Raw genomic sequence first — 23,317 nt, forward strand, 5'->3', positions numbered from 1 at the left:
GGCTTGTACGTCCTGGACAGATAAGGATTTATACGAATTGCCGCAGCTTACAAAGTGCTAGCCGCGCCGGCCCGCAGCAGCAACGCGCGCAGCTGGGGCATGGCTTCGACGATGCGCGGCCAGTTGCCGTGATCCGCATCGAGCTCCAGTTCCCCGCACAGCGCCTGCAGTTCCTGCTCCTCCAGATAACCTGCGCTGCCCTTCATGCCGTGCAGCAGGCGGCTGGCGACATCGGCGTCGGCCTGCTCGACGGCGCGCTCCAGCTCCGCCAGCCGCAGCGGCGCATCCTGGTGGAAGGCGCTGCGCAAGCGCAGCTTCAGATCGCTGCCGCCGCTGTGTTGCGCCAGCCGGGCCGGCTCCTCGGCGGCCGGCGCCACGCCGAACAGCGAGTCCAGCTCCGGCGTGCCCAGCGCCGGGTTGTGGCGCGGCTCCATGCGCGGCAGCTGGAAGCCCCGCTGCAGCTGGCGTTCGATCGCGCGGCTAAGCTGGAAGTGCAGCTTGTCCTCGTCGATCGGCTTGGTCAGGAAATCGTCCATGCCGGCGGCCAGGTAGCGGCTGCGGTCTTCCTCGCTGGCGTTGGCGGTCAGCGCGATGATCATCAGCTCCTGGTCGCGCACCGGCGCCGCCTCGCTGCCGCCCGACCGTATCATGCGGGTGGCGCTGGCGCCGTCCATTTCCGGCATGCGGCCGTCCATCAGGATCAGGTCATACCGCGTCAGCGAGCAGGCCTTGACCGCCAGCGCGCCGTTGGCCGCGATGTCGACCTTGTGGCCCAGGTCCTCCAGCATCATACGGATGATGATCTGGTTGGTCGGGAAGTCTTCCGCGCACAGCACCTTGAGCTGGTGGCTGTGCGGCTCGCGCGGCACGTGCGGCACCATCGGCGGCGGCACGCCGTTCGCCAGCGGCAGCTCGAACGAGAAGGTGCTGCCCTCGCCCGGCGTGCTGACGGCGTTGATGCCACCACCCATCAGCTCGACCAGCTGGCGGCAGATCGCCAGTCCCAGGCCGGTGCCGCCGTAGCGGCGCGTGGTGGAGGCGTCGGCCTGTTCGAACTGCTGGAACAGGCGCGGTATCGCCTCCGCCTCGATGCCGATGCCGGTGTCGGTGACGCTGAAGCGGATGCGGTTGAGCGCTCCCTTGAAACCGGCGCGGGCCCGTTCGTCGTCCTCCTGCGGCACGCGTTCGACCCGCATCCGCACCGAACCATGCTCGGTGAACTTGAAGGCGTTGCCGACCAGGTTGACCAGCACCTGGCGCAGCCGGGTCGGATCGCCGACCACGAACTGCGGCAGGCCCTCGCCGAACTCCAGGCTGAATTGCACGCTGTGCGCGGCGGCCTGCTCCTCGAACAGGCTGACCACGTTCTCCACCGCCGACGACAGCGAGAAGTCGATATTCTCGATGGTCAGCTTGCCGGCCTCGATCTTCGAGAAATCCAGCAGGTCGTTGATGATCGACAGCAGCGACTGCGCGCTGGCCTGGCCGCGCAGGATCTGCTCGCGCGTGCTGACCGCCAGCCGGCTGTCGCGCAGCGCGAAGCCCAGCATGCCGATCACGCCGGCCAGCGGGGTGCGCATCTCGTGGCTCATATTGGCCAGGAATTCGGATTTCTGACGGGTGGCGTCTTCCGCCTTCTGCTTGGCCAGGCGCAGGCGTTCGTCGTTCTCCTGCAAGGCGCGGTTGGCCAGCGCCAGCTCCTCGGTGTGCAGCCGCACCTGGCGCTCCTGCTGCAGCAACTGGGCCTGGGTCTGGCGCAGGGTTTGCAGCGTTTCTTCCAGCTGCTGGTAGGCGCGGGCGTTTTCCAGGCCGGCGGCGGCATGCGAGGCCAGCGTTTGCAGCATGTCCATGTGCACCTGCTGGTAGCGGTGCTTTTCGACGCTCTGTACGCACAGCAGGCCGACCACCTTGTCGTTGGCCACCAGCGGCGCATACATCATCGATTGCGCCACGGCGGCCGGCAGGCCGTCTTCGCGCAGGCAGGGCACCAGCGTGTCCAGGCCCGATTCGTCCATGTAGTTGCGGAACTCGGCCTCGAAGTCGTTGATGAACACCGGCTTGCGCTGCCTCAGGCACCACACGGCCAGCTGGTTGGGCTGCTCCAGGTTGCGCTGGTAGGGTAAGGTGCGCACGCCGGCGTCGATGGCGAACGGGAAGTCGATCACGCCCTGCTCCTCGCGCACGAAGCCGATGCCGAAGATCTGCGCATCCATCAGGTGATGCACGTGGCGGTACAGCGTGCGCATCGAGGTCTCCATGTCCAGCGTGGCGCTCATCTCGCGACCCAGTTCACTCAGCACCGAGATGTTGCGGTGCGCCTGCTCGACGTTCTCCTTCTGCCGCTCGACTTCCTCTTTTTGCCGCTCGGTGTCGACGCGGCGCTGCTCGGCCTCGGCGCGCTGGGCTTCCGCCTCCAGCCGGCGCTGTTCCAGTTCCTGTTTCTGCTGTTGCAACAGCAGGTTCTTCTGCTCGACTTCCGCCGTGCGCGAGCCGACCAGTTCCTCCAGCCGCTGCTGCTGGTGGTGCAGGCTGCGCACGCGCGCGGCGTAGGCGGCGTAGGCCGCGCCCAGCAGGGCCAGGCCGAGCAGGCTGCGGAACCACCAGGTTTTCCAGAACGGCGGCAGGATGGTGATCTCCAGCGTGGCGGCGTTGTCGTTCCAGATGCCGTCCTTGTTGGCGGCCTTGACGCGGAAGGTGTAGCGGCCCGGATCGAGATTGGTGTAGGTGGCGAAGCGCTTGGTGGAATCGGTGACCACCCAGTCCTCGTCGAAGCCCTGCAGCTGGTAGGCGAAGCGGTTGCGCTGCGGCGCCGCGTAGTGCAGCGCCGCGAACTCCAGCGAGAACACGGAGTCGCTCTCGAGCAGCGTCAACGCATTGGTGTATTCGATCGCCACCTTCAGCACGTCGGGATGCTCGCCCTGTCCCGGCTTGAGCGACTTGTTGAAGATCTGGAAATCGGTGATGGCGACGGTCGGCGCCACGCTGTTCTCGCGCACCTCCTGCGGGACGAACGCGGTGATGCCGTTAAAGCCGCCGAAGTACAGCGTGCCGTCCGGCGTGCGCAGCGCGGCGCCGTCGAAATAGGCGCCTTCGATGGTGCCGTCGGCGCCGCTGTAGTTGCGCACCAGTCCGGTGCCGGTGTTCAGGCGCGACAGGCCGCTGTTGGTGCTCAGCCAGAGGTTGCCGGCGTCGTCGGGCAGGATCGAGGCGATGGCGTCGTCGGCGATGCCGTCCTTGCGCAGGTAGCGGCGAAAGCGGATGCCGCCGTCGGCCGCCACTTCCATCTTGTTCAGGCCCGCCGCCGTGCCGACCCAGATGGTGCCGCGGCCGTCCTCGTACAGGTAGTGCACCTCGTCGTGACTGAGGCTGAACGGGTCGGCCGGGTCGCGCCGGAAGTGGCGGAACTTGCCGGTCTTGCGGTCCAGCAGATCGAGGCCGTTGAAGGTGCCGATCCACAGCTGGCCCTTGCGGTCCTCCAGGATGGGGCGCACCACGTTGTCGGACAGGCTGCTGATGTCGGACGGATCATGGCGGAAGGTGCGCACCTCCATGGTCTGCGGGTCGAGCCGGTGCAGGCCGCCGCGCGAGGCGATCCACAGGATGCCACTGCGGTCGCCGACGATGTTGCGGATGGTGTCGCTGGCAGGGTCGCCGCGCACGAAGGACAGCGCCTTGATCGCGCCGCTCTCCACGTTCAGGTGATTGACGCCGGCCCGGCCGCCGATCCACATATTGCCGTTCTTCTCGCGCCACAGCGCGGTGACCTGGTCGTCGCTCAAGCTGTTGGCACGTTGCGGATCGTGGCGCCACACCTTGCCCTCGCCGCTGACCGGATCGTACAGATTCAGGCCGCCGCTGCTGCCCAGCCACAGCTGGCCGCGCGCCTCGGCGACGATGGCGCGCACCTTGTTGTCCGACAGCGTGTTGGGGATGTCGGCCTGGCGCACGATGCGGGCGAAGCCGCCGCTGCCCAGGTCCACCCGGCTGGCGCCGTCGTTCCAGGTGCCGACCCAGAAGGTGCCGACGCGGTCGCGGAACAGCGCCGAGATCTGGTTGTCCGCCACGCTGTGGCTGTCGCTGAACTGGTGCATATACTGCACCAGCCGGTTCTCCGACGGCAGCCAGCGCAGCAGGCCGTCGGCCTGGGTGCCGACCCAGACGTTGGTTTCGGCGTCGACGTACAGCGTGGTGATGCTCATGCCCGGCTTCATGCCTTCGCGCGGGCCGAGGCGGCGGCGCTGCGGCTCCTTGCCCAGCAGGCGCCATTGTTCCAGGCCGCCCAGGGTGCCCACCCACAGCGTCTGCGCGCTGTCCACCTGCAGCGCCAGCACCGCGTTGAATTTGCTGTCGCCGCTGGCGTCGATGGTGAAGTGCTGGAAGCGCGACTCGCCCGGCGCCAGCATATCGAGGCCGGTGGCGGTGGCCACCCACAGGCGGCCGGCGGCGTCGCGCGCCAGCGCGTTGACCTGGTCGTTGGCCAGGCTGCCGGCATCTGCCGGGTCGTGGTGCCAGCTGGTGAAGCGCTTGCTGGCCGGGTCGAAGTGATGCAGGCCGTCGGCGCTGGCCAGCCACAGGCCGCCCTGGCCGTCGTCGGCGATGGCGCGCACGTGGCGGTTGCCGTTGCCGCGCTGCGGCGATTCGTGCGGCAGGAAGTGGGTGAAGCTCTTGGTGGCGGCGTCGTAGCGATCCAGGCCGCCGTCGGTGCCCACCCACAGCTGGCCGCTGCGGTCCAGGTGCAGCACGCGCACCCAGTTGTCGGCCAGGCTGCGCGGATCGGAGACGGCGCTCTTGTAGGTGATGGTGCGGTAGCCGTCGAAGCGGGTCAGGCCGGCCTGGGTGCCGAGCCAGACGAAGCCCTGCTTGTCCTGGGCGATGGCCAGCACCGACTCCTGCGCCAGCCCGTGCTCGACGCTGAGCTGCTCGAAACGCAGCGTGCGCGGCGGCGCCCCCGCCCATGCAGCGGCTGCGCCCAGGCCCCACAACAGCAGGACGGGCAGCAGCAAACGGCTACAAAGGCGTAGAAAAAACAACAAGGAAAGCCCCGTTTTCAGGATTCGAAGAAGGCCAGCACATCGTCCTTGCGCGCTTGCGTGTCGCGCTGTCCGAGGCGGATCAACTCGCAAGTATATGTCGATTCGAACAACAGGTACGACGCGAGTGCGGCGCCGCGTGTTTCGGTCGCCCCGATCCCCGACAGCATGGTGCGTATCGGCGCCGGCAAACTGGCGATATGGCGGCTGGCGATATCGTCGAGCCGCTCGGACGGCGCGATCACCAGCAGCTGCACCGGCTTGAGCGGCGTCTTCTCCAGCAGTTCCGGTGGCAGCATGGACAGGGTCTTGTTGATGCGCTCCAGCCGTTCGATGTCGACCGCCAGGCTATCGAGGAAGATCGACGACATGGCGTGGCCGGCGATCTGCGCCAGGCTGGGATAGCGCGCCGCGCTCTTCTCGGCGGCGCTGCGGGCCGGTTCGGTCAGGCGTCCGGCGCCGACCACCAGCACCTTGCTGGCGCCCAGGTGGATGGCCGGCGAGATCGGCGCCAGCTGGCGCATCGAACCGTCGCCGCAGTATTCACGGTGGCCGCCCATGTACAGCGGCGTGGCCGGGAAGATGAACGGGATCGCCGACGACGCCAGCAAATGCTCGACGCCGATCTGGTCCTGCAGAGCCACGCGCTGCATGCGTATCCAAGGCGCGATGTCGGCGGCGGTCTGGTAAAAGGTCAGGTGGTTGCCGGCGGTGTAGGACGAAGCGGTGACGGCCAGCGCGTGCAGCAGCCCTTCGGACAGCACCGCGTCCAGCCGCGGCAGGTCCAGCATGCGGTGCAGCAGGCCGACCAGCGGGGTATTGTCCAGCAGCGAGGCGGGCGGCGCGGCGCGCCATTTGCGCAGCAGCCAGCCGAACGACAGCAGCGACAGCCAGCGCGCGCCGGAGCGGATCACGCCCAGCGAATCGGCGCGGTAGACCTGTTCGACCTCGATGTTCTGCCAGACGTCGAGCAGCTTCTGCACGCCCTCGCCGAAGTTATCGGCGCGGCAGGCCAGCGCGGTGGCGTTGATGGCGCCGGCCGAGGTGCCGCAGATGATGTCGAACGGATTGCGCGCAGGCGGCCAGCCCGCTTCCCACAGTATCTCCGAAATCGCCTGCAGCACGCCCACCTGGTAGGCGGCGCGGGCGCCGCCGCCCGTCAGGATCAACCCTGTTTTCTTTTGAATTCCCATACGACAAGATTAGCAGGGTCTGCCTGGTTTGGGGAGGCGTTTGGAGCCATTAATCCCCTAATACGACACCTTCGCGACGGGGATCGGCGCCGCCGAACCACTCCTCCTTGCCGTTGACGGTGCGGAGCTGGATGCCCTGCAAGCCGGAGTTGAGCTCGAACTCGCGCACCTGGTGGCCGCGCGCCTTGAGCTGCTCGATAACGGCCGGGCTGACCCGCCCCGCTTCCAGTTCGGTCGGGCCGTTGCGGCTGCCGAAGTTGGGCAGGCTGATGGCCTGCTGCACGTCGAGCTTCCAGTCCAGCGTGCCGACCAGCACCTTGGCCACGTAGTTGATGATGGTCGAGCCGCCCGGCGAGCCGGTGGCCAGCACCAGCTTGTGCGTGCCCTTGTCGAACACCAGCGTCGGCGACATGGCGCTGCGCGGGCGTTTGCCGGCCTGCACGCGGTTGGCGATCGGGCCGTTTTCGTCCTGCGAATCGAAGGAGAAGTCGGTCAGCTGGTTGTTCAGCATGAAGCCGTCGACCATCTGCCGCGCGCCGAACGCGTCTTCCACCGAAGTGGTCATCGACAGGCCGCCGCCGAAGGCGTCCACCGCCACCAGGTGCGATGTGGATGGCTTGTCGATGGCGGTGTCGGCGCCCCACGCGACCTGCATGGTGGCCGGCACGCCGTAGTTGGCGCGGCCCATGGACTTCTCGCCGATCAGCGAGGCGCGCTGCTTCAGGTAGCCCTTGTCCAGCAGCGCGGCCACGCCCTTGCCGGGCAGCGGCACGAAGTCGGTGTCGGCGGCGTAGCGGTTGCGGTCCGCGTAGGCCAGGCGGCCCGCTTCGGTGAACAGGTGGATGCCCTCGGCCGTCAGCGCGCCGTTGACTGGCTTGTACGGGCTGATGTCCTTCACCTCCAGGATGCCCAGCATCTGCGCGATGGCGATGCCGCCGGACGAAGGCGGCGGCGCGCCGCACACGGTCCATGCCTTGTAGTCGCTGCAGACCGGCGTGCGCTCCTTGGCCTGGTAGCCGGCGATGTCGGCGGCGGTCAGCTTGCCGGGATTGGTCGGATGCGCGGCCACCTTGGCGGCGATGTCGCGGGCGATGCGGCCCTGGTAGAAGGCGTTGGCGCCGCCGTCGGCGATCTCGCGCAGCGTGCGCGCCAGTTCGGGGTTTTTCAGCAGGTAGCCGACCGGACGCGGTTTGCCATCCTCGCCGAAGAAGTAGGCCTTGGCGACAGGGTCGCGCGCCAGATAGCGGTCATACGAAAGCAGCGCGTTCAGGCGCGGGCTGACATTGAAGCCGTCTTCGGCCAGCTTGATGGCCGGCGCGAACAGCGCTTTCCACGCCAGCTTGCCGTGCTCCTTGTGGGCCAGCTCCAGCATGCGCAGCACGCCGGGCGCGCCGACCGAGCGGCCGCCGATCACGCCGACCTCGCGCGAGACGGCCTTGCCGTCCTTGTCCTGGAACAGGTGTTCGTCCGCCGCTGCGGGCGCGGTTTCGCGGCCGTCGTAGGATTGCACGCGCTTGCCGTCGGAGTACAGCAGGAAGGAACCGCCGCCGATGCCGGACGATTGCGGCTCGACCAGGGTCAGCACCAGCTGGGTGGCGATGGCGGCGTCGATCGCGCTGCCGCCCTGCTTGAGCATCTGGTAACCGGCCTGGGTGGCCAGCGGATTGGCCGCCGCCACCATGAATTTTTGCGCGGACTTACCGGCTTTTTCGGCGTAGCCGGTGGCGATTTCGGGCGCGACTTCGGCGCCGGCGCGTTGTGCGTAGGCTGGCGCGTGCAGCGCGGCCAGCAGCGGAAGGGACAGCGCAAAACTCAGCGCCAATGGCTTCAAACGGAACATGGACTCTCCAAAATAAGAGGCGCGCGGCCAAGGCCGCGCGCCCGATCACTCTGGCATCCTACACGAAATCGAGTAAACCGTTTACTTCGGCTGCATGCGGATGGCGCCGTCCAGACGGATGGTTTCGCCGTTCAGCATGGTGTTCTCGATAATGGCCTTGGCCAGGTGGGCATACTCGTCCGCGCGGCCGAGGCGCGGCGGGAACGGCACCATATTGCCCAGCGCGGTGCGCACTTCTTCCGGCATGCCCATCAACATCGGCGTTTCGAAGATGCCGGGGGCGATGGTCATCACGCGGATGGCGCTGCGCGACAGGTCGCGCGCCATCGGCAGCGTCAGGCCGGCGACGGCGGCCTTGGAGGCGGCGTATGCGGCCTGGCCGATCTGGCCGTCGAAGGCTGCGACCGAGGCGGTGTTGATGATCACGCCGCGTTCACCGCTGTCGGTGGCGGCGGTCTTGCCCATCGCGTCGGCGGCCAGGCGGGCCATGTTGAAGGTGCCGACCAGGTTGATGTTGACGGTGCGCTGGAACACGTCCAGCGGGTGCGGGCCGTCCTTGCCGACGGTCTTGATGGCGGGCGCCACGCCGGCGCAGTTGATCAGGCCGCGCAAGGTGCCCAGCGCGACGGCGGCGTCGACCACGGCCTTGCCGTCGGCTTCCGAGGTGACGTCGCACTTGACGAAGACGGCCTTGAGTTCGGCGGCCAGCGCCTCGCCCGGTTCCACCTGCACGTCGGCCAGCACAACCTTGCCGCCCTGTTCGGTGATCATGCGCGCGGTAGCCGCGCCCAGGCCCGAAGCGCCGCCGGTGACGATGAATACATTGTTCTGAATTTGCATGTCTGTCCCTATCTCGTTTTTGTTTGACGTTTACGTAAACGTCACATCGCAATTGTAGCGAATTTTTCATCGTTGGATACGGAAAAAGCACAAGATCGCGCTTTCCCCGGCGTGCTACCGTTTATCGGCATCTACCAGGGGGAATTATGAAAAACACAAGCAATGCCCTGGACGCCAGGGTCAGCCTCAACTTTTCCGTCGCCAAGGTTGTCGCGATCTTCACCGTTCTCCTCGGCCATTGGTTTTCGCCGTCGATCTTGTGGATACCGGTCACGATAGGCCTGTTTATCTTCGCCTGCTCCTCCGGATACTTTACTGCGCGCATATACGGACCTCGGCTCGACATCCGCCGGTTTTGGCTCAGGAAGCTGGAACGGCTGGGCCTGCGCTACTGGGTCATCCTGGGTTTCCTTGCGGTGGTGGTCATGGTTCGCGACGGCACGCTACTTCATCCTCACACCCTGGTGCATCTGTTCGGATTGTCCGGGGTGTTGAACTGGATGGGCATCCACAATCGCAGCGGGCTGGGCGCCGGCCTGTGGTTCTTCACGCTGTTGCTGGTGTTCTACCTGGTCTACCCCATGCTTGCCAGGCTCTGCCAGTCGAAACAAGGCGCCTTGGCGGTCGCAGCGGGCGCAACCATCATTGCCGTTTATCTCGAAGACCAGTCCCGCATCGGCCATGAGCTTTGGCTGACATCGCTTGGGTTTGTCCTCGGGGTGGCGTATGGCGCGCACAAACCGCGACTGCGCGCCTGGCAGGCGGCCGCGGTCGCGGCACTCGCGTGCATCGCGTTGCTGGTGGCGAACCGCGCCGGCTACCATGGCGCCAATACCGCGCTGATCGCCATGACCAGCATCGGCTGCGCCGTTTGGCTGGCAAGCGCCGTCACCTTCCGCTGGCACGGATTTTCGCGGCTCGCAAGACTTGAGGATTATCTCCTCGAAATCTTCTTGATACACACTTACCTGTTTATGCACCCTACCCACAACACCCTGCTGGACCTGCTCATCTCGACCATGGTCATCGTTGCCATGGCCATTGGCCTCAACCAGGTCGGAAATTGGGTGTCGTCAAAAGTCCTGCCGCGTCATGCGATCGCGAGGGCTTAGCGCCGTAGAACTGGATTTATATTCCTGGCCGAATCTCTTTACTCAAAGACCGGACGGAAAAAACTACGTTCGTAGCTGATGATGCAACGTGTTTCTTCCGCATATTTGATTGCAGCCAGGCATTCCGGGTCCTGAAGTGACCTCGTTCTGTACTCTTCGTACGATGCCAGGGATGGAAACGTGAACATCGCAAGCGCCACGTTATTGCTACCTTCTGACGGCAGAAAATATCCGTGATGTTGACCACCAAATTTTTCGACTAGCGGGATCCAAATCTTTCCGTACCGCTCGAATTCATTGAGTTTATAGGGGTCGATGATATAGCGAAGATAGCAGGTAACCATAAAATTCTCTTTTGGGAAATAGGAGTTTAAGGCAGCGTGAGCAGCTGCACTGTATTTGAGGTTAGCACCAGCAAGGTATGCGCATCAATGTACTTCACATCGAAGATATCGTAACTGGTGGTCTGGCCAACTGCAGACGCCAACGTGGTAACGCTGCCGCCAGGCGTGACCTTCAGCACGGCATTATCAGCGATGCTACCAAGATAGATATTGCCAGCCGGGTCGCGCGCGATACCACCGCGCCCACTCTTCGATACCGCGTCCCCTGCCTGGAGTGTGCGGACGCCACCGTCCAGGCCAACGGTGCGTATCGCGCCGTCGTGGATATACAGCGTGCCTTGGGCATCCAGTGCGATCCCGCCAGGCGCAGTAAAGCGCGCGGTAGCCGCATCGCCATCGACTGACGGGCCGACTGCGCAAATAGTGTCGCCGTCATGTTCGCCGATCGGATCGCAATGGCCGGCGATGGTCGTCACTTTGCCAGTTGGATCGACCTTGCGAACAGTCCGATTGTCGGTGACATACAAGGTGCCGTCGCTGGTGGCAAAGATGTCGCGTATCGCCCGGAACCTGGCCACGGCGGCCGTCCCATCGACGTTGCCGAATCCGGCACTCCCCACCAGGAGGGTGCTGCTGCCGTCGGTCGCAAATTTGTGGATAGTAGTACCCGACGCACCGTATAGATTGCCGGCACCGTCGAAAGTGAGTGGGCCGATGTCGGCGGTGAACTTGGCAAACTGGCTCACTACGCCGCTGGCCGTCAATTTGATGATCGTGCCACGCCCCAGGTCGGACACATACATATTGCCGCTGCTATCACGCGCGATGCCGCCTGCGTGCAACAAGGGATTGTCGCTGGTTGGTCCCAGCAATGTCGTCAGGGTCTGGTTTGGTGCCGGTGCCGGCGCCACTGCTTGCGGTGGCGTCGATGAACCAGAGCCGCCGCCGCAGCTGACAAGCGTTAACGCCAGCGACGAGGCGATCAGGATATTTCGCATAAGTCCTCTTAAAAAAGGGAGATGAATTTCGTGGCGGCTCAACGGCTGATGACCGCCACGAGTTGATTCGCACGTTTAGTTGATTGGGCATCTGTTGCCGGGAGATGCAGCCTGAACGACAGGACTTTCGGCTGCATATTGTCAGCGGTAAGGTTCAATTCGTAAAACACCGGTTGCCCATCGCTGGCGGTGGACGCGTAGCGGACTTGAACAAACTTCTGGACTCTGAACGGGGTATTTTTATGCACGGGAACTTCCAACTTGACGCTTTTCCCGTCAGGCAGCGTTGCCACCGGATGTATCGTCGAAAAACCGCCAAGGCTAACGTCTACACGCCTCAAGGCTTGTTCGGTCGCCCCGGAATTTTGCGTAGTCTCTGGCGCGAACATCGCCGCCGCATCTTTAAACCGCTGATGCTGTAGCGCATCCACGAACTTGTCAGCGACCGTGACCGGGCTGACGTCGCCATGGGCGGCGGCATGGGAAGCGGCCGTTGCGCAGACCAGCAGTGCGCCAAGACTGATGATGTTGAACTTCATGTGCGATATGCCCGTATTCTTTGATGAGCACGCAGCATACTTTATCGCATGGCGTAAAAGTTACTCACATTCTCACCTCAGGCAAGATTCCCCGTCGCCCCGCCAGCTAGCATTGCAGCCAGACGCCATTGCGGTTACAGACTTTTCCGGAAGGTGAGATTGCCGTGCCGGGACCGGCGTTGTTGATGCGCGCGCCGCTGGCGTCGTTGCAGCCGGTGGGGCCGCAGTTGTTCAGCGCCTTCGGCGCGTTGGGCGGGTCGAGCAAGGTCTGCAGCGACGGCGATGGCGGCGCGGCCGGCATCGCCACCTGCGGTGCCTGCTTGACAACCGGCATGCGCTGGATGATCTGCGCGACGGGGCGACGCGGCATCGGCTTGCGCGCCGGCGCGGTGCGGCAGGGTTCGACGGCCAGCCGCAGGCCGTCGGCACTCAGCGTACAGACCGGCAATTTGGCGTATTCACGTAGCTCGGGGCTGGCGGAGGCGGCGGTCTTGGCAGCGCCCGGCACCGGCGCCTGGGCGGCGGCCAGCGCGCCGGGCAGCGCCAGCATCAGGCACAAGGCGGCACGCGGCGTCATGGCGGCGCCACCACGGTGGCCGTCATGGCCCGCCACGGCAGCAGGCAGGCGGAGATGTTGGGATAGTAGCCGCGCGGATTGTCGCAGTAGTACAAGCGCCGCGACGACACCCCGGCATCGGGCGGCGGCAGGTACAGCGGCGCATCGGCGTAGTAGCCGGGCGGATAGTAGTAGCCGTTGTAGTAGGGACCGTAGTAGCCGTAGCGCGGCCAGTACAGCGGCGCACCGATAAAGATGCCGCCCCGGACATAGCCGTGACCGTGGCCGTGATGATAGCCGTGGCCAGCGCCCCCGCCACCATGCGAGTGACCATGGCCGTGGCCGCCTCCCTGCGCCCAGGCATTGGGACTGATCAGCACTCCCAGCAGGAAGGCCAGCGTCAGCGCCGGTTTCAACATATTCATGGCATCACCTCGCGAAGTGCTACACCTTCATTATTAGCAGGTGTAGCACCGGAGGGAAGCGTTTGAAACAATTGGTAACGCTTACTTGCCTGGCGGTGGCGCAGCTGGCGGCGGCTGGTCGGCTGGCGCACCCTGGCCCGGTGGCGGGCCTTCGGTCATCGGCGCTCCGACCGGTGGCGGCGGTGCGTCGGCCGGCTTCATCATGCCCGCGCCCGGCGCCATCATCATGACCGGCGCCGGCGCGCTGAGCGCCGTGACCGGAGCCGGCACCGACACCGCCAGCCAGCCCGAGGCCGGCAGCAGCGGCACCAGCAGCAAGGCCACGATGTTGATGATCTTGATCAGCGGGTTGACCGCCGGACCAGCCGTGTCCTTGTACGGATCGCCCACGGTGTCGCCGGTGACGGCCGCCTTGTGCGCGTCCGAACCCTTGCCGCCGAAGTGGCCGTCCTCGATGTATTTCTTGGCGTTGTCCCAGGCGCCGCCGCCGGTGGTCATCGAGATCGCCACGAACAGGCCGGTGACGATGGTCCCCATCAGCATGCCGCCCAGCGCGGCCGCTCCCAGCAGCATGCCGACCACGATCGGCACCACCACCGGCAACAACGACGGAATGATCATTTCCTTGATCGCCGACGCGGTCAGCATGTCGACCGCCTTGTCGTACTCCGGCTTGGCCGTGCCCTCCATGATGCCCTTGATGTCGCGGAACTGGCGGCGCACTTCCACCACCACGGCGCCGGCGGCGCGGCCCACGGCCTCCATCGCCATCGCGCCGAACAGGTACGGGATCAGGCCGCCGATGATCAGGCCGACGATCACCATCGGGTTCGACAGGTCGAAGGTGATGCTCTTGCCGGTCGATTCCAGCGCGTGCGTGTAGTCGGCGAACAGCACTAGCGCGGCCAGGCCGGCCGAGCCGATCGCATAGCCCTTGGTGACGGCCTTGGTGGTGTTGCCCACCGCGTCCAGCGGATCGGTGATCGCGCGCACCGATTCCGGCATGCCCGACATCTCGGCGATGCCGCCGGCGTTATCGGTGATCGGACCGTAGGCGTCCAGCGCCACGACGATGCCGGCCATCGACAGCATCGCGGTCGCGGCGATCGCCACGCCGTACAACTGGCCCAGCTGATACGAGACCAGGATCGCCGCGCACACCGCCAACACCGGATAAGCGGTGGACTTCATCGACACGCCCAGGCCGGCGATGATGTTGGTGCCGTGGCCGGTGGTCGAGGCTTCGGCGATGTGCTTGACCGGCGCGAAATCGGTGCCGGTGTAGTACTCGGTGATGTAGACCATCAGCCCGGTCAGCACGATGCCGACCACGGTGCAGCCCATCATCCTCATACGCATGGCCTCGTCCGGCCAGACCTGCCAGGTCACCACGGCGAAGCCGATCAGCGACAGGCCGGCCGCCCACCACAGGCCGGTGTACAGCGCCGACATGATCTTCTTGCCAGGCTTGGCCTTGACCATCGAGCAGCCGACGATGGAGGCGATGATGGACACCGCGCCCAGCAGCAGCGGATAGACGATGGCGGAAGTCGGCGCCGAGGTAATCAGCAAGGCGCCCAGCAGCATGGTGGCGATCAGCGTCACCACATAGGTTTCGAACAGGTCGGCCGCCATGCCGGCGCAATCGCCGACGTTGTCGCCGACGTTATCGGCGATCACCGCCGGGTTGCGCGGATCGTCCTCGGGGATGCCCGCCTCCACCTTGCCCACCAAATCCGCGCCGACGTCCGCGCCCTTGGTGAAGATACCGCCGCCCAGACGGGCGAAGATCGAAATCAGCGACGCGCCGAAGGCCAGGCCGATCAGCGGCTTGATCACATCGTGCGGATTGAGCGGCGGATTCGGCGCGCCCGGCGTTATCGCCGTCAGGAACATATAGAACAGCACCACGCCCAGCAGGCCCAGGCCGACCACCAGCATGCCGGTGATGGCGCCGCCCTTGAAGGCGACGTCGAGCGCCTCGTTCATGCCCTTGGTGGCCGCCTGCGCCGTGCGTACATTGGCGCGCACCGAGACGTTCATGCCGATGAAGCCGCAGGCGCCGGACAGCACCGCGCCGATCAGGAAGCCGACGGCGGTCTTCATGTCGAGCAAGGCAGCAATGAGGATGAGCAGCACCACGCCGACGATCGCGATGGTGCGGTACTGGCGCGCCAGATATGCGGCGGCGCCCTCCTGGATGGCCAGTGCGATTTCCTGCATGCGGGCGTTGCCCGCGTCCTGACGCAAAATCCAGCTTCGTGACCATAAACCGTAAATCACGGCGATTACGCCGCACGCAACTGCAAACCAAAGACTAGCTGCCATAGTGTCCCCTTATTTTTATTGATCGAGCCTACAAACCCACACTTCAGAAAACCAACGCCCGCCGGGTAGGCAAGCGCAGCAAACTAAACCTGCGAACTGCAACACTTCATAAAACGGGATGGCATCCAGCCGATTTCGGGCGCAAAAAAAGCGGACACTCGGTCCGCTCTACTTTAACGCTTATTCCGCGAGCGCGGCAAACGCGCTGTCGCGAATTTGCTCTACCGGACCGACGCCGACGATGCGGCGATACTTCGGCGCACCTGGTTGACCGGTTTGTGCCCAGGTGTTGTAGTAACCCAGCAGCACTTCGGTCTGGTTGTGATAGACGTCCAGGCGCTTCTTGACGGTCTCTGCCTTGTCGTCGTCGCGCTGCACCAGCGCTTCGCCGGTGACATCGTCCTTGCCTTCGACTTTAGGCGGATTGAATTTGACGTGGTAAACACGGCCCGAACCCGGATGGCAACGGCGGCCGTCCATGCGTTCGATGATCGATTCGTCCGGCACGGCGATTTCCAGCACGTAGTCCACCGCCACGCCGCTGTCCTTCATCGCATCGGCTTGCGCCACGGTGCGCGGGAAGCCGTCGAACAGGTAGCCATTGGCGCAATCCGGCTCGGCCAGACGGTCCTTGACCAGGCCGATGATGATGTCATCCGATACCAAACCGCCAGCATCCATTACCTTCTTGGCTGCCATGCCCATTTCCGTGCCCGCCTTGATCGCGGCGCGCAGCATGTCGCCGGTGGAGATTTGCGGGATGTTATATTTTTCTTTGATGAAATTAGCCTGGGTGCCCTTGCCGGCCCCTGGTGCTCCTAAAAGAATAAGACGCATGAAAAATTCCTAAAACAGATATGGATGGGTTAGTTGGTATCGGATCGTACGAAACTTACCACAAAACTTAGTCTCAACGCCAATTTGTGACGGCTTGAACCGTTCTTAGCAGGCAAAACCGGGGTACGGAGAGATATTCCGTATGAATATCGCACCGTTGTCTTCGTTATATCAGTCGTAACTGACTACTGGCTGACGCGCCGTTTGACAAAAATCAATAGAACTGCCGGACGCGCACCAGGTCTTCCGGCGTGTCCACCCCGGCCGCAGGGGCCGAGTCGGTCACATGGACCGCGATGGAATAGCCGTGCCACAGCACGCGCAACTGCTCCAGTGCTTCGATCGATTCCAGCGGCGACACCTCCAGCGCCGGGTAGGCCTGCAGGAAGTCGTTGCGGTAGGCGTACAGTCCGATGTGACGGAGCGGTACGTAACCATCCGGCAGCGTTGATTTAGACTGCGCAAACGCGTCGCGGTTCCAGGGTATGGTCGCGCGCGAGAAATACAGGGCCCGGCCGGCCTTGTCCAGCACCACCTTGACCACGTTGGGGTTGAAGGCGTCGGCGGCGTCGTGCAGCGGGTGGGCGCAGGTGGACATCGGCACGTCGGCGTTGATGCGCGCGGCGGCCGCCTGCAGCAGCGCCGGGTCGATCAGCGGCTCGTCGCCTTGCAGGTTGACGACCACGGCGTCGGCCGGCAGGCTCAGCGCGCGCGCCACTTCGGCGATGCGGTCGGTGCCGGATGGATGGTCGGCGCGGGTCATGCACACTTCCACGCCGTGCAGCTCGCAGGCGGCGCGGATGTCTTCATGATCGGTGGCGACGATGATGCGGCTGGCGCCGGCCAGCTGCGCGCGCTCGGCCACCCGGACCACCATGGGCTTGCCGCCCAGGTCGGCCAGCGGCTTGTTCGGCAGCCGGGTCGAGGCCAGGCGGGCCGGAATGATGACGATGAAGGACACTGCTTATTCCGCCTTGTCCTGCAGGGTGCGCGCTTCGTCGGCCCACATGATGGGGATGCCGTCGCGGATCGGATAAGCCAGGCGGTCGCCCTTGCATATCATTTCCTGGGCTTTTTTATCGTACTCCAGGGGGCCTTTGCAGACCGGGCATACCAGGATATCAAGCAATCGAGCGTCCACGACATTTCTCCACAATTTGTTCGGCCAGCGCGCCGTCGAGGTGCGCCGTCACCGGGACCACCCATAGTCGCGGGTCGTCTCTGAGTTCTTCAATTTGCGCACATTTTACTGCATCCTTCTCGGTCATCAAGATCAGGTCTGCATCGAGCGCGGCAAACGGGCGGTCCTGGAAGTCGTGATGGTCGGGCAAAGGCAGCTCGGTGATGCGCAGGCCGGCGGCCTTCAGCATGCCGAAGAAGCGCGCCGGATTGCCGATGCCGGCGGCGGCGGCCACGCGCAGGCCGGCGCCGGTGCTGCCGCCGTTGCTAACCTCGGCCAGCTCGGCGAAGCTGCGGCGCTGGCTGCGGTCGCGCAGCTGCTCGGCATGGGCGCCGGTCAGCGTCATCTGGATCGGCATGGCGGCGGCGCCGACCGATGCGGCCAGTTGCGGGCTCAACTGCGGGGTGTTGATGACGGTGAAGTCGCGCCGGCGCGAGACCGGCTCGCGCAGCGGGCCGGCCGGCAGCAGCCAGCCGTTGCCGGCGCCGCGGCCGTCGAACAGGATGATTTCCACGTCGCGCTGCAAGGCGTAGTGCTGCAAGCCGTCGTCGGTCAGCAGGATGTTCACGCCGGGATGGGCGGCCAGCAGCGCGCGGCCGGTGGCGGCACGGTCGCGGCCGACCATCACCGGGCAGCCGGTGCGCTGCTTGATCAGCAGCGGCTCGTCGCCGACCTCGGCCGGCGTGGACGCGGCGCTCACCTCGCGCGCGGCGCTGCCGTCGCTGCCGTGGCCGCGCGAGATCACGCCGGGCGTCATGCCGGCCGCCTGCAGGGCCTGCACCAGCCAGATCGTCAGCGGCGTCTTGCCGGTGCCACCGATGTAGATATTCCCCACCACCACCACCGGCACCGGCAGCCGCGAGGACTTCAGCACGCCGGCGCGGAACAGCGCCGCCCGCAGGCCGCTGAGCGCGCGGAACAGCAGCGACACCGGCCACAAGGCGCAAGCCAACGGCCCGCGCCGCAGCCAGTTACGCGTCAGCGTCGTTTCGAGCGCTGACGATTGGGAGGGAGATTTATTTGGCAATTCAGAGCCTCAGCCAACCGCCGTCATTCCCGCGAAAGCGGGAATCCATGCTGAACATCCGGATTCGGCGTTCTATGGATTCCCGCCTGCGCGGGAATGACGGCGGTCACATATTATTTTGCACCGTTGGTCTGCGCGGCAAAGGTCAGCTTTTCGTAGCCTGCGATGCGCGCCGCTTCCATCACGTTGATGACCATCTGGTGCATCGCGAACTGGTCGGCGTTGACGATCACCACCGGCGACTTGCCGCCCGCCCCGCCTTTGTCGGCGGCGCTCTTCATGGCCTGCGCGAAGCCGGCCACGTCGTGGAACGACACCGGATCGCCGTTGATGGTGTAGTTGCCCTTGGCGTCCACCGTCACGTTCAGCTCGAACGGCTTGTCGGTAGCCTTCTGCGCGTCGGCGGTCGGCAGCGTGATCTGCAGTTCGGTGAACTTGCTGTAGGTGGTGCTCACCATCAGGAAGATCAGGATCACCAGCAGCACGTCGATGAACGGGATCAGGTTGATCTCGGGGTCCTCGCGGTGCCGGCCTTTGCGGAAATTCATGCGGTGTCCTTACTTGCGCTTGCTGTGCACGACATCGACAAACTTCACCGCCTGCTGTTCCATCTCGATGACGAAGCTGTCCACCAGCGCGCGGAAGTGACGGTAGAAGACCAGCGTCGGCATCGCGATCGCCAGGCCGAAGCCGGTGTTATACAAGGCCACCGAAATCCCGTGCGCCAGTTGCGCAGGGTTGGAGCCGGTCGCATTCTGCGCGCCGAAAATCTCGATCATGCCGACCACCGTGCCGAACAGACCCATCAGCGGCGCCAGGGTCGCGATGGTACCCAGCGTCGTCAGGAAACGTTCCAGCGTGTGTGCCACGCCGCTGCCGGCCTCCTCGATCGATTCCTTCATCACGTCGCGCGGCGCATCGATGTTGCGCAGCGCGGCCGACAGCACCACGCCCAGCGGCGAACTTTTCTCCAGCTTGTCGATGACATCCGGCGTGATGCTGCCGTTGCGGTAGACCTGCACCACTTCATCCAGCAACTTTTTCGGCAGGATCTTGCTACGACGCAGATAGAGCAAGCGTTCGATGATCAGCGCCGTCGCGACGATCGATGCGACCAGCAACAACCAGATAGGCCAACCGGCAGCTTGTAATATGGCGAGCAAAAGGAACTCCTGTCTAGATAAATACCTGAAGGCGCAATGTATCTTGTTGGGCCGTCCTCGGCAAGTGGTGCTTGGCAGCCGGACCATCCCCGCCAACGAGGTCATCGTACAACAAAAATAGTTCTACACATTTTCTGTGGACAATTATGTGTGCAATGCCCCTCAAGGCCACTCAAGCCATTGATTTTAAACAGGATAATTTCAAAGCTCAAAAATAACGCAGCAAATGACTACGGGCCCGCTTTTTGCTCCGCAAAAGTTATGCCCAGTTATGCCCATATTCTGTTGATAAGATTGTGAGCAAGGCACGCCATGACTGCCCAAGTCATTGATTTCAATCAAACTTATCCCCTTGCGTAAAAATATGGCATGTGGCCATATCCACGCCATATGCGTTGCCTTTCCACCAATTTCAGCCACCAAAAGTGGCCAACAGCTGAAGCCGGCCTAGTTCTGCACACATAATGTGGATAAGATTGTTAGCAAGGATCCCGACTGTATACAAAGTCATTGATTTATAAGGGTATTTTTACCATGCGTAAAAAAAGCGCAGGGAAAAACCGCCAAAAACGCCGGACTGCGGCGCCGATTTGACTGTGGACTTCTGCACACATAATGTGGATAAGATTGTGAGCAACGCCTTCCACATAGTGAAAGACCGTTGATTTATAAGGGAATTTTTTCCGTGAGTAAAAATAGTGCAGTCTATGTTTTTCGACCGCTTTTCATAGCTGAAACCGGGTTTTCCACCGGCCCGATCGCCTCCGCGACCGATAATGCCTGCCTATCGCCAGGAAGCGGACACTTCTGCACATTTTGTGTGGATAAGATTGTTAGCAAGGCTGCACAGTGTAGGCGAAGCCTTTGATTTATATCGTTTTTATTGCCCTGCGCAAAAATGAAGCAAGCGATTTTTTATCCCCAGCCCGGCCGGCGACCGGGGCTGAGGTTGGCATCACCCTCATTCACAGCCATTCGTCGCCTGGGGGCAAGTCGGGAGTTTTGCACATCTTCTGTGGATAAAAGTGTGTGTAATACCCTATATCACTACTTAAGTCATTGATTTGTCACAATATACTTTCTCTGCGTAAATTTTGAGCATGATAAAATCAACAAGAAGAAAATAGCTATCGGTCACAAAAGTTTCACACACCTTTTGTGGATAACTTTGTGCGTAACTGCTGGTGGCTACGGCAAAGTGCTTGATCCGTAAGGGTTTTTCCTTGTTGCACGCAAATACGGCAGAAATGTTTACCCTTTAAAATCATATACCTACCTATAATACTTACCGCTTTAGATACTCTATGACCGCTGTGTTACAAAAATAACAAAGTGTGGATAGTTTCAATTTTTGACAGATATGAACTTCGACGACCGTAACGACACCGCCCCCGCCGCCCCCCCTGTCATCAGCGTTACCGCGCTCAACCAGGCGGTCGCGCGGCTGCTGGAACGCAGTTTTCCGCTGACATGGATCTCCGGCGAGGTGTCCAACTTCACCAAGGCCAGTTCCGGCCACTGGTATTTCACGCTCAAGGACGACGCGGCCCAGGTGCGCGCGGTGATGTTCCGCGGCCGCGCCCAATACGCCGGCTTCGTTCCGCGTGAAGGCGACAAGGTCGAGGTGCGGGCGCTGGTCACCTTGTACGGCGCGCGCGGCGATTACCAGATCAATGTGGAAGCGATACGCCGCGCCGGCGTCGGCTCGCTGTTTGAAGCTTTCCAGCGGCTCAAGGAGAAGCTGGACGCGGCCGGCCTGTTCCACCCGGAGCGCAAGCGCGCCTTGCCGCTGTTCCCTCGCACGGTGGGCATCGTCACCAGCCCGCAGGCCGCCGCGCTGCGCGACGTGCTGACCGCGTTGAAGCGGCGCGCGCCGCATGTAAACGTGGTGCTGTATCCAACGCCGGTGCAGGGCCAGGGCGCGGGCGACAAGATCGCCGCCGCCATCGATACCGCCTCGCTGCGCAACGATTGCGATGTGCTGATCGTCTGCCGTGGCGGCGGCAGCATCGAGGACCTGTGGTCGTTCAATGAAGAAGATGTGGCCTACGCCGTGGCCAACTGCCGCATGCCGGTGATCTCCGGCGTCGGCCACGAAACCGACTTCACGATCTGCGATTTCGCCGCCGACCTGCGCGCGGCCACGCCCACCGCCGCCGCCGAACTGGCCGTCACGCCGCGCGCGGACTGGATGGCGTCGTTGCGCGCCGACGTGATCGACCTGCGGCGCGCGATGCGGCGCAGCGTCGGCGAAGCGTCGCAGGACCTGGACAACTACACGCGGCGCCTGCTCAGCCCCGGCGCGCAGATCCGCCAGCAGCGCCTGAAGCTGCTGGCACTGTCGACCGCGATGACGCACGCCAACCGCGCCCCGCTGTCGCAGGCGCGCTTTCAGCTGGACCGTTTGAGCGGCCGCCTCGGCGCGCGCAAGCCGGATGTGACGGCGGCGCGATCGAAGCTGTCGGACTTCCAGCACCGCGTGACGATGAGCGTCTCCACGCAACTGGCGCAGCGCCGCGATGCGCTGGCGGCGTTGTCCTCGCAACTGGAACTGTTGAACCCACAGCGCACGCTGGAGCGCGGCTACGCCATCGTCACCGACGACCAGGGCGCCATCGTGCGCGCGCCGGCGCAAATCAAAGCTCGCGGCACGCTCAATCTGCGCCTGGCCGAGGGCAGCGCGCAAGTCAATGTGGAAGCGGTGCAGCCGACTGGCCGCAACCCGGACTGACAACCGGCTGCGAGCCCAACACCTGCCGGTCGTAAGGGATGTAATTCATCCAGAACCACGGCAGGCAGGTCTTGCCAAATATGTGTTCCACCGCAGGGAAGAACATCCGATCGGCGTTGGAGCTGTTACTCAACATGACGATGCCGCTTTGCGGCTGCAGGAAGCCGAGCGCGAAGTTGTTGGTGCCATCGTCATTACCTTCCTTGAAGAAGGCCGGTCCAAGCGGCGAGTTGTACACCGGCCAGCCCAGCCCTATCGACAAGCCGATCCCGCGATACGCCGCTGTCTCGCCCGGCCAATGCGACGGGAACTGCCGCGGCGAGACGATGGCCAGTTGCGGCGACAGCATCTCCGCACGCGCCCTGGCCGACAAACCATCTCCGCGCAACACGCCGGCCATGAAGCTGGCATAGTCGTCGAGCGTGGTGTCCATCGAGCCCGCCGCGCGGGCGCGGCTGCGGCGCTGGTGGGCGATGACCGCGCCATCGGCGCCGTAGTGCGTGGTTTCGCGACCGGCGAAATCATCGCGCCACACCATGCTGGTACTACGCATGCCGAAGCGTTCGAACACGCGCTTCTGCATCAGGGTTTGCAGCGGCTTGCCGGTGCGTTCCTCCACCACGATTTGCAGGATCTGCAAACCCTCCCCCGAATACACATAGCGGCTGCCCGGCGGATACTTGAAATCGAGCTTGCCATCCGGGTTGATGAAACGCCAGTTCAGCAGGCCGCTGGTGTGGGACAACAGCATGCGTGGCGTCAGCAGTCTCCAGCGCGGATCGTCGCGCAAATCGGCGAAGGCTGGATAATCGGGCAAGGGCTTGCTGAGCAAGGCCGGCAACGGCGCATCGAGCGACAGCACCTGCTCGTCCACCAGCTGCATCACCATGTAGGCAAAGGCGGCCTTGGTCAACGAGGCGCCGTACATGATGGTGTCCGTGCGCAGCGGCCGGGCTGCGGCCATGTCGGCGTAGCCATAGGCCTGGCGATACACCACCTGCCCGTGGTCGATGACGGCCAGCGCCAGGCCCGGCACCCTGGCTGCAGCCATCAGGCGCTGCATCTCGACATCGACGGCAGGACCGTGCTTCGGCGCGGCGGCACAGCCCACCAACAACAGCGCGGAAAGAATGATCGGCGAGGAGATTTTCATGACTCGATTGTAAGCGCAGGA

General features: G+C 63.9%; 19 protein-coding genes. 2 read left to right on the top strand and 17 right to left on the bottom strand.

The window, feature by feature from the left end; all coding sequences use genetic code 11:
- Positions 1-47 precede the first annotated feature (47 nt).
- From V6M89_RS17530 to V6M89_RS17545, 4 genes are all read right to left on the bottom strand, one after another.
- Complete coding sequence (locus tag V6M89_RS17530; protein ID WP_332854364.1) at positions 48-5,003, bottom strand: two-component regulator propeller domain-containing protein; 4,956 nt, start codon at positions 5,001-5,003, stop codon at positions 48-50.
- 44 nt (positions 5,004-5,047) lie between these two features.
- Complete coding sequence (locus V6M89_RS17535; RefSeq protein WP_217940660.1) at positions 5,048-6,223, bottom strand: patatin-like phospholipase family protein; 1,176 nt, start codon at positions 6,221-6,223, stop codon at positions 5,048-5,050.
- A gap of 49 nt (positions 6,224-6,272) precedes the next feature.
- Positions 6,273-8,063, bottom strand: coding sequence for a gamma-glutamyltransferase (gene ggt, locus V6M89_RS17540; protein WP_332854365.1), 1,791 nt, complete (start codon positions 8,061-8,063; stop codon positions 6,273-6,275).
- A gap of 81 nt (positions 8,064-8,144) precedes the next feature.
- Positions 8,145-8,903 (bottom strand): SDR family NAD(P)-dependent oxidoreductase, encoded by a 759-nt coding sequence (locus V6M89_RS17545; protein WP_332854366.1) that lies wholly within the window; start codon positions 8,901-8,903, stop codon positions 8,145-8,147.
- A 146-nt stretch (positions 8,904-9,049) separates the two neighbouring features.
- On the opposite strand from V6M89_RS17545, the gene V6M89_RS17550 reads away from it, so the two are divergent.
- Positions 9,050-10,015 carry an acyltransferase family protein gene (locus tag V6M89_RS17550; RefSeq protein WP_332854367.1) on the top strand — a complete coding sequence of 322 codons (966 nt, stop codon included), beginning with the start codon at positions 9,050-9,052 and terminating at the stop codon, positions 10,013-10,015.
- A gap of 38 nt (positions 10,016-10,053) precedes the next feature.
- Here V6M89_RS17550 and V6M89_RS17555 read toward each other — a convergent pair whose 3' ends face one another.
- From V6M89_RS17555 to V6M89_RS17610, 12 genes are all read right to left on the bottom strand, one after another.
- On the bottom strand, positions 10,054-10,359 hold the full coding sequence (locus V6M89_RS17555; protein ID WP_332854368.1) for an NIPSNAP family protein: 306 nt from the start codon (positions 10,357-10,359) through the stop codon (positions 10,054-10,056).
- A 26-nt stretch (positions 10,360-10,385) separates the two neighbouring features.
- Positions 10,386-11,357, bottom strand: a complete 972-nt coding sequence (locus tag V6M89_RS17560; protein WP_332854369.1) for a hypothetical protein — start codon at positions 11,355-11,357, stop codon at positions 10,386-10,388.
- Positions 11,358-11,395: 38 nt separating this feature from the next.
- Positions 11,396-11,896, bottom strand: a complete 501-nt coding sequence (locus V6M89_RS17565; protein WP_332854370.1) for a hypothetical protein — start codon at positions 11,894-11,896, stop codon at positions 11,396-11,398.
- Positions 11,897-12,002: 106 nt separating this feature from the next.
- Positions 12,003-12,473: a hypothetical protein gene (locus V6M89_RS17570; RefSeq protein WP_332854371.1), complete on the bottom strand. Its 471-nt coding sequence runs from the start codon at positions 12,471-12,473 to the stop codon at positions 12,003-12,005.
- Positions 12,470-12,877 (bottom strand): hypothetical protein, encoded by a 408-nt coding sequence (locus V6M89_RS17575; RefSeq protein ID WP_332854372.1) that lies wholly within the window; start codon positions 12,875-12,877, stop codon positions 12,470-12,472. The genes V6M89_RS17570 and V6M89_RS17575 overlap by 4 nt, the downstream gene beginning before the upstream one ends.
- A gap of 81 nt (positions 12,878-12,958) precedes the next feature.
- The gene (locus V6M89_RS17580) at positions 12,959-15,205 is read right to left on the bottom strand and encodes a sodium-translocating pyrophosphatase (RefSeq protein WP_332854373.1); all 2,247 of its coding nucleotides are present in this window, start codon (positions 15,203-15,205) and stop codon (positions 12,959-12,961) included.
- 180 nt (positions 15,206-15,385) lie between these two features.
- Positions 15,386-16,042, bottom strand: a complete 657-nt coding sequence (gene adk / locus V6M89_RS17585; protein ID WP_332854374.1) for an adenylate kinase — start codon at positions 16,040-16,042, stop codon at positions 15,386-15,388.
- Between the two features lie 214 nt (positions 16,043-16,256).
- Entirely contained in the window at positions 16,257-17,003 is a 747-nt protein-coding gene (gene kdsB / locus V6M89_RS17590; protein ID WP_332854375.1) for a 3-deoxy-manno-octulosonate cytidylyltransferase, read from the bottom strand.
- A gap of 3 nt (positions 17,004-17,006) precedes the next feature.
- The gene (locus V6M89_RS17595) at positions 17,007-17,183 is read right to left on the bottom strand and encodes a Trm112 family protein (RefSeq protein ID WP_008446346.1); all 177 of its coding nucleotides are present in this window, start codon (positions 17,181-17,183) and stop codon (positions 17,007-17,009) included.
- Positions 17,164-18,249 (bottom strand): tetraacyldisaccharide 4'-kinase, encoded by a 1,086-nt coding sequence (gene lpxK / locus V6M89_RS17600; RefSeq protein ID WP_332854376.1) that lies wholly within the window; start codon positions 18,247-18,249, stop codon positions 17,164-17,166. The genes V6M89_RS17595 and lpxK overlap by 20 nt, the downstream gene beginning before the upstream one ends.
- 113 nt (positions 18,250-18,362) lie before the next feature.
- Positions 18,363-18,797, bottom strand: a complete 435-nt coding sequence (locus tag V6M89_RS17605; RefSeq protein WP_332854377.1) for an ExbD/TolR family protein — start codon at positions 18,795-18,797, stop codon at positions 18,363-18,365.
- A 9-nt stretch (positions 18,798-18,806) separates the two neighbouring features.
- Positions 18,807-19,412 carry a MotA/TolQ/ExbB proton channel family protein gene (locus V6M89_RS17610; RefSeq protein WP_332854378.1) on the bottom strand — a complete coding sequence of 202 codons (606 nt, stop codon included), beginning with the start codon at positions 19,410-19,412 and terminating at the stop codon, positions 18,807-18,809.
- A 1,360-nt stretch (positions 19,413-20,772) separates the two neighbouring features.
- Here V6M89_RS17610 and xseA point away from each other — a divergent pair.
- A complete protein-coding gene (gene xseA, locus V6M89_RS17615) occupies positions 20,773-22,143 on the top strand; it encodes an exodeoxyribonuclease VII large subunit (RefSeq protein ID WP_332854379.1) in 1,371 nt (456 codons plus the stop codon).
- Here xseA and V6M89_RS17620 read toward each other — a convergent pair.
- The gene (locus tag V6M89_RS17620; RefSeq protein WP_332854380.1) at positions 22,100-23,296 is read right to left on the bottom strand and encodes a serine hydrolase domain-containing protein; all 1,197 of its coding nucleotides are present in this window, start codon (positions 23,294-23,296) and stop codon (positions 22,100-22,102) included. The genes xseA and V6M89_RS17620 overlap by 44 nt on opposite strands.
- Positions 23,297-23,317: the final 21 nt, after the last annotated feature.

This window comes from Duganella sp. S19_KUP01_CR8, from assembly GCF_036688705.1.
Lineage (GTDB): Bacteria > Pseudomonadota > Gammaproteobacteria > Burkholderiales > Burkholderiaceae_D > Rugamonas.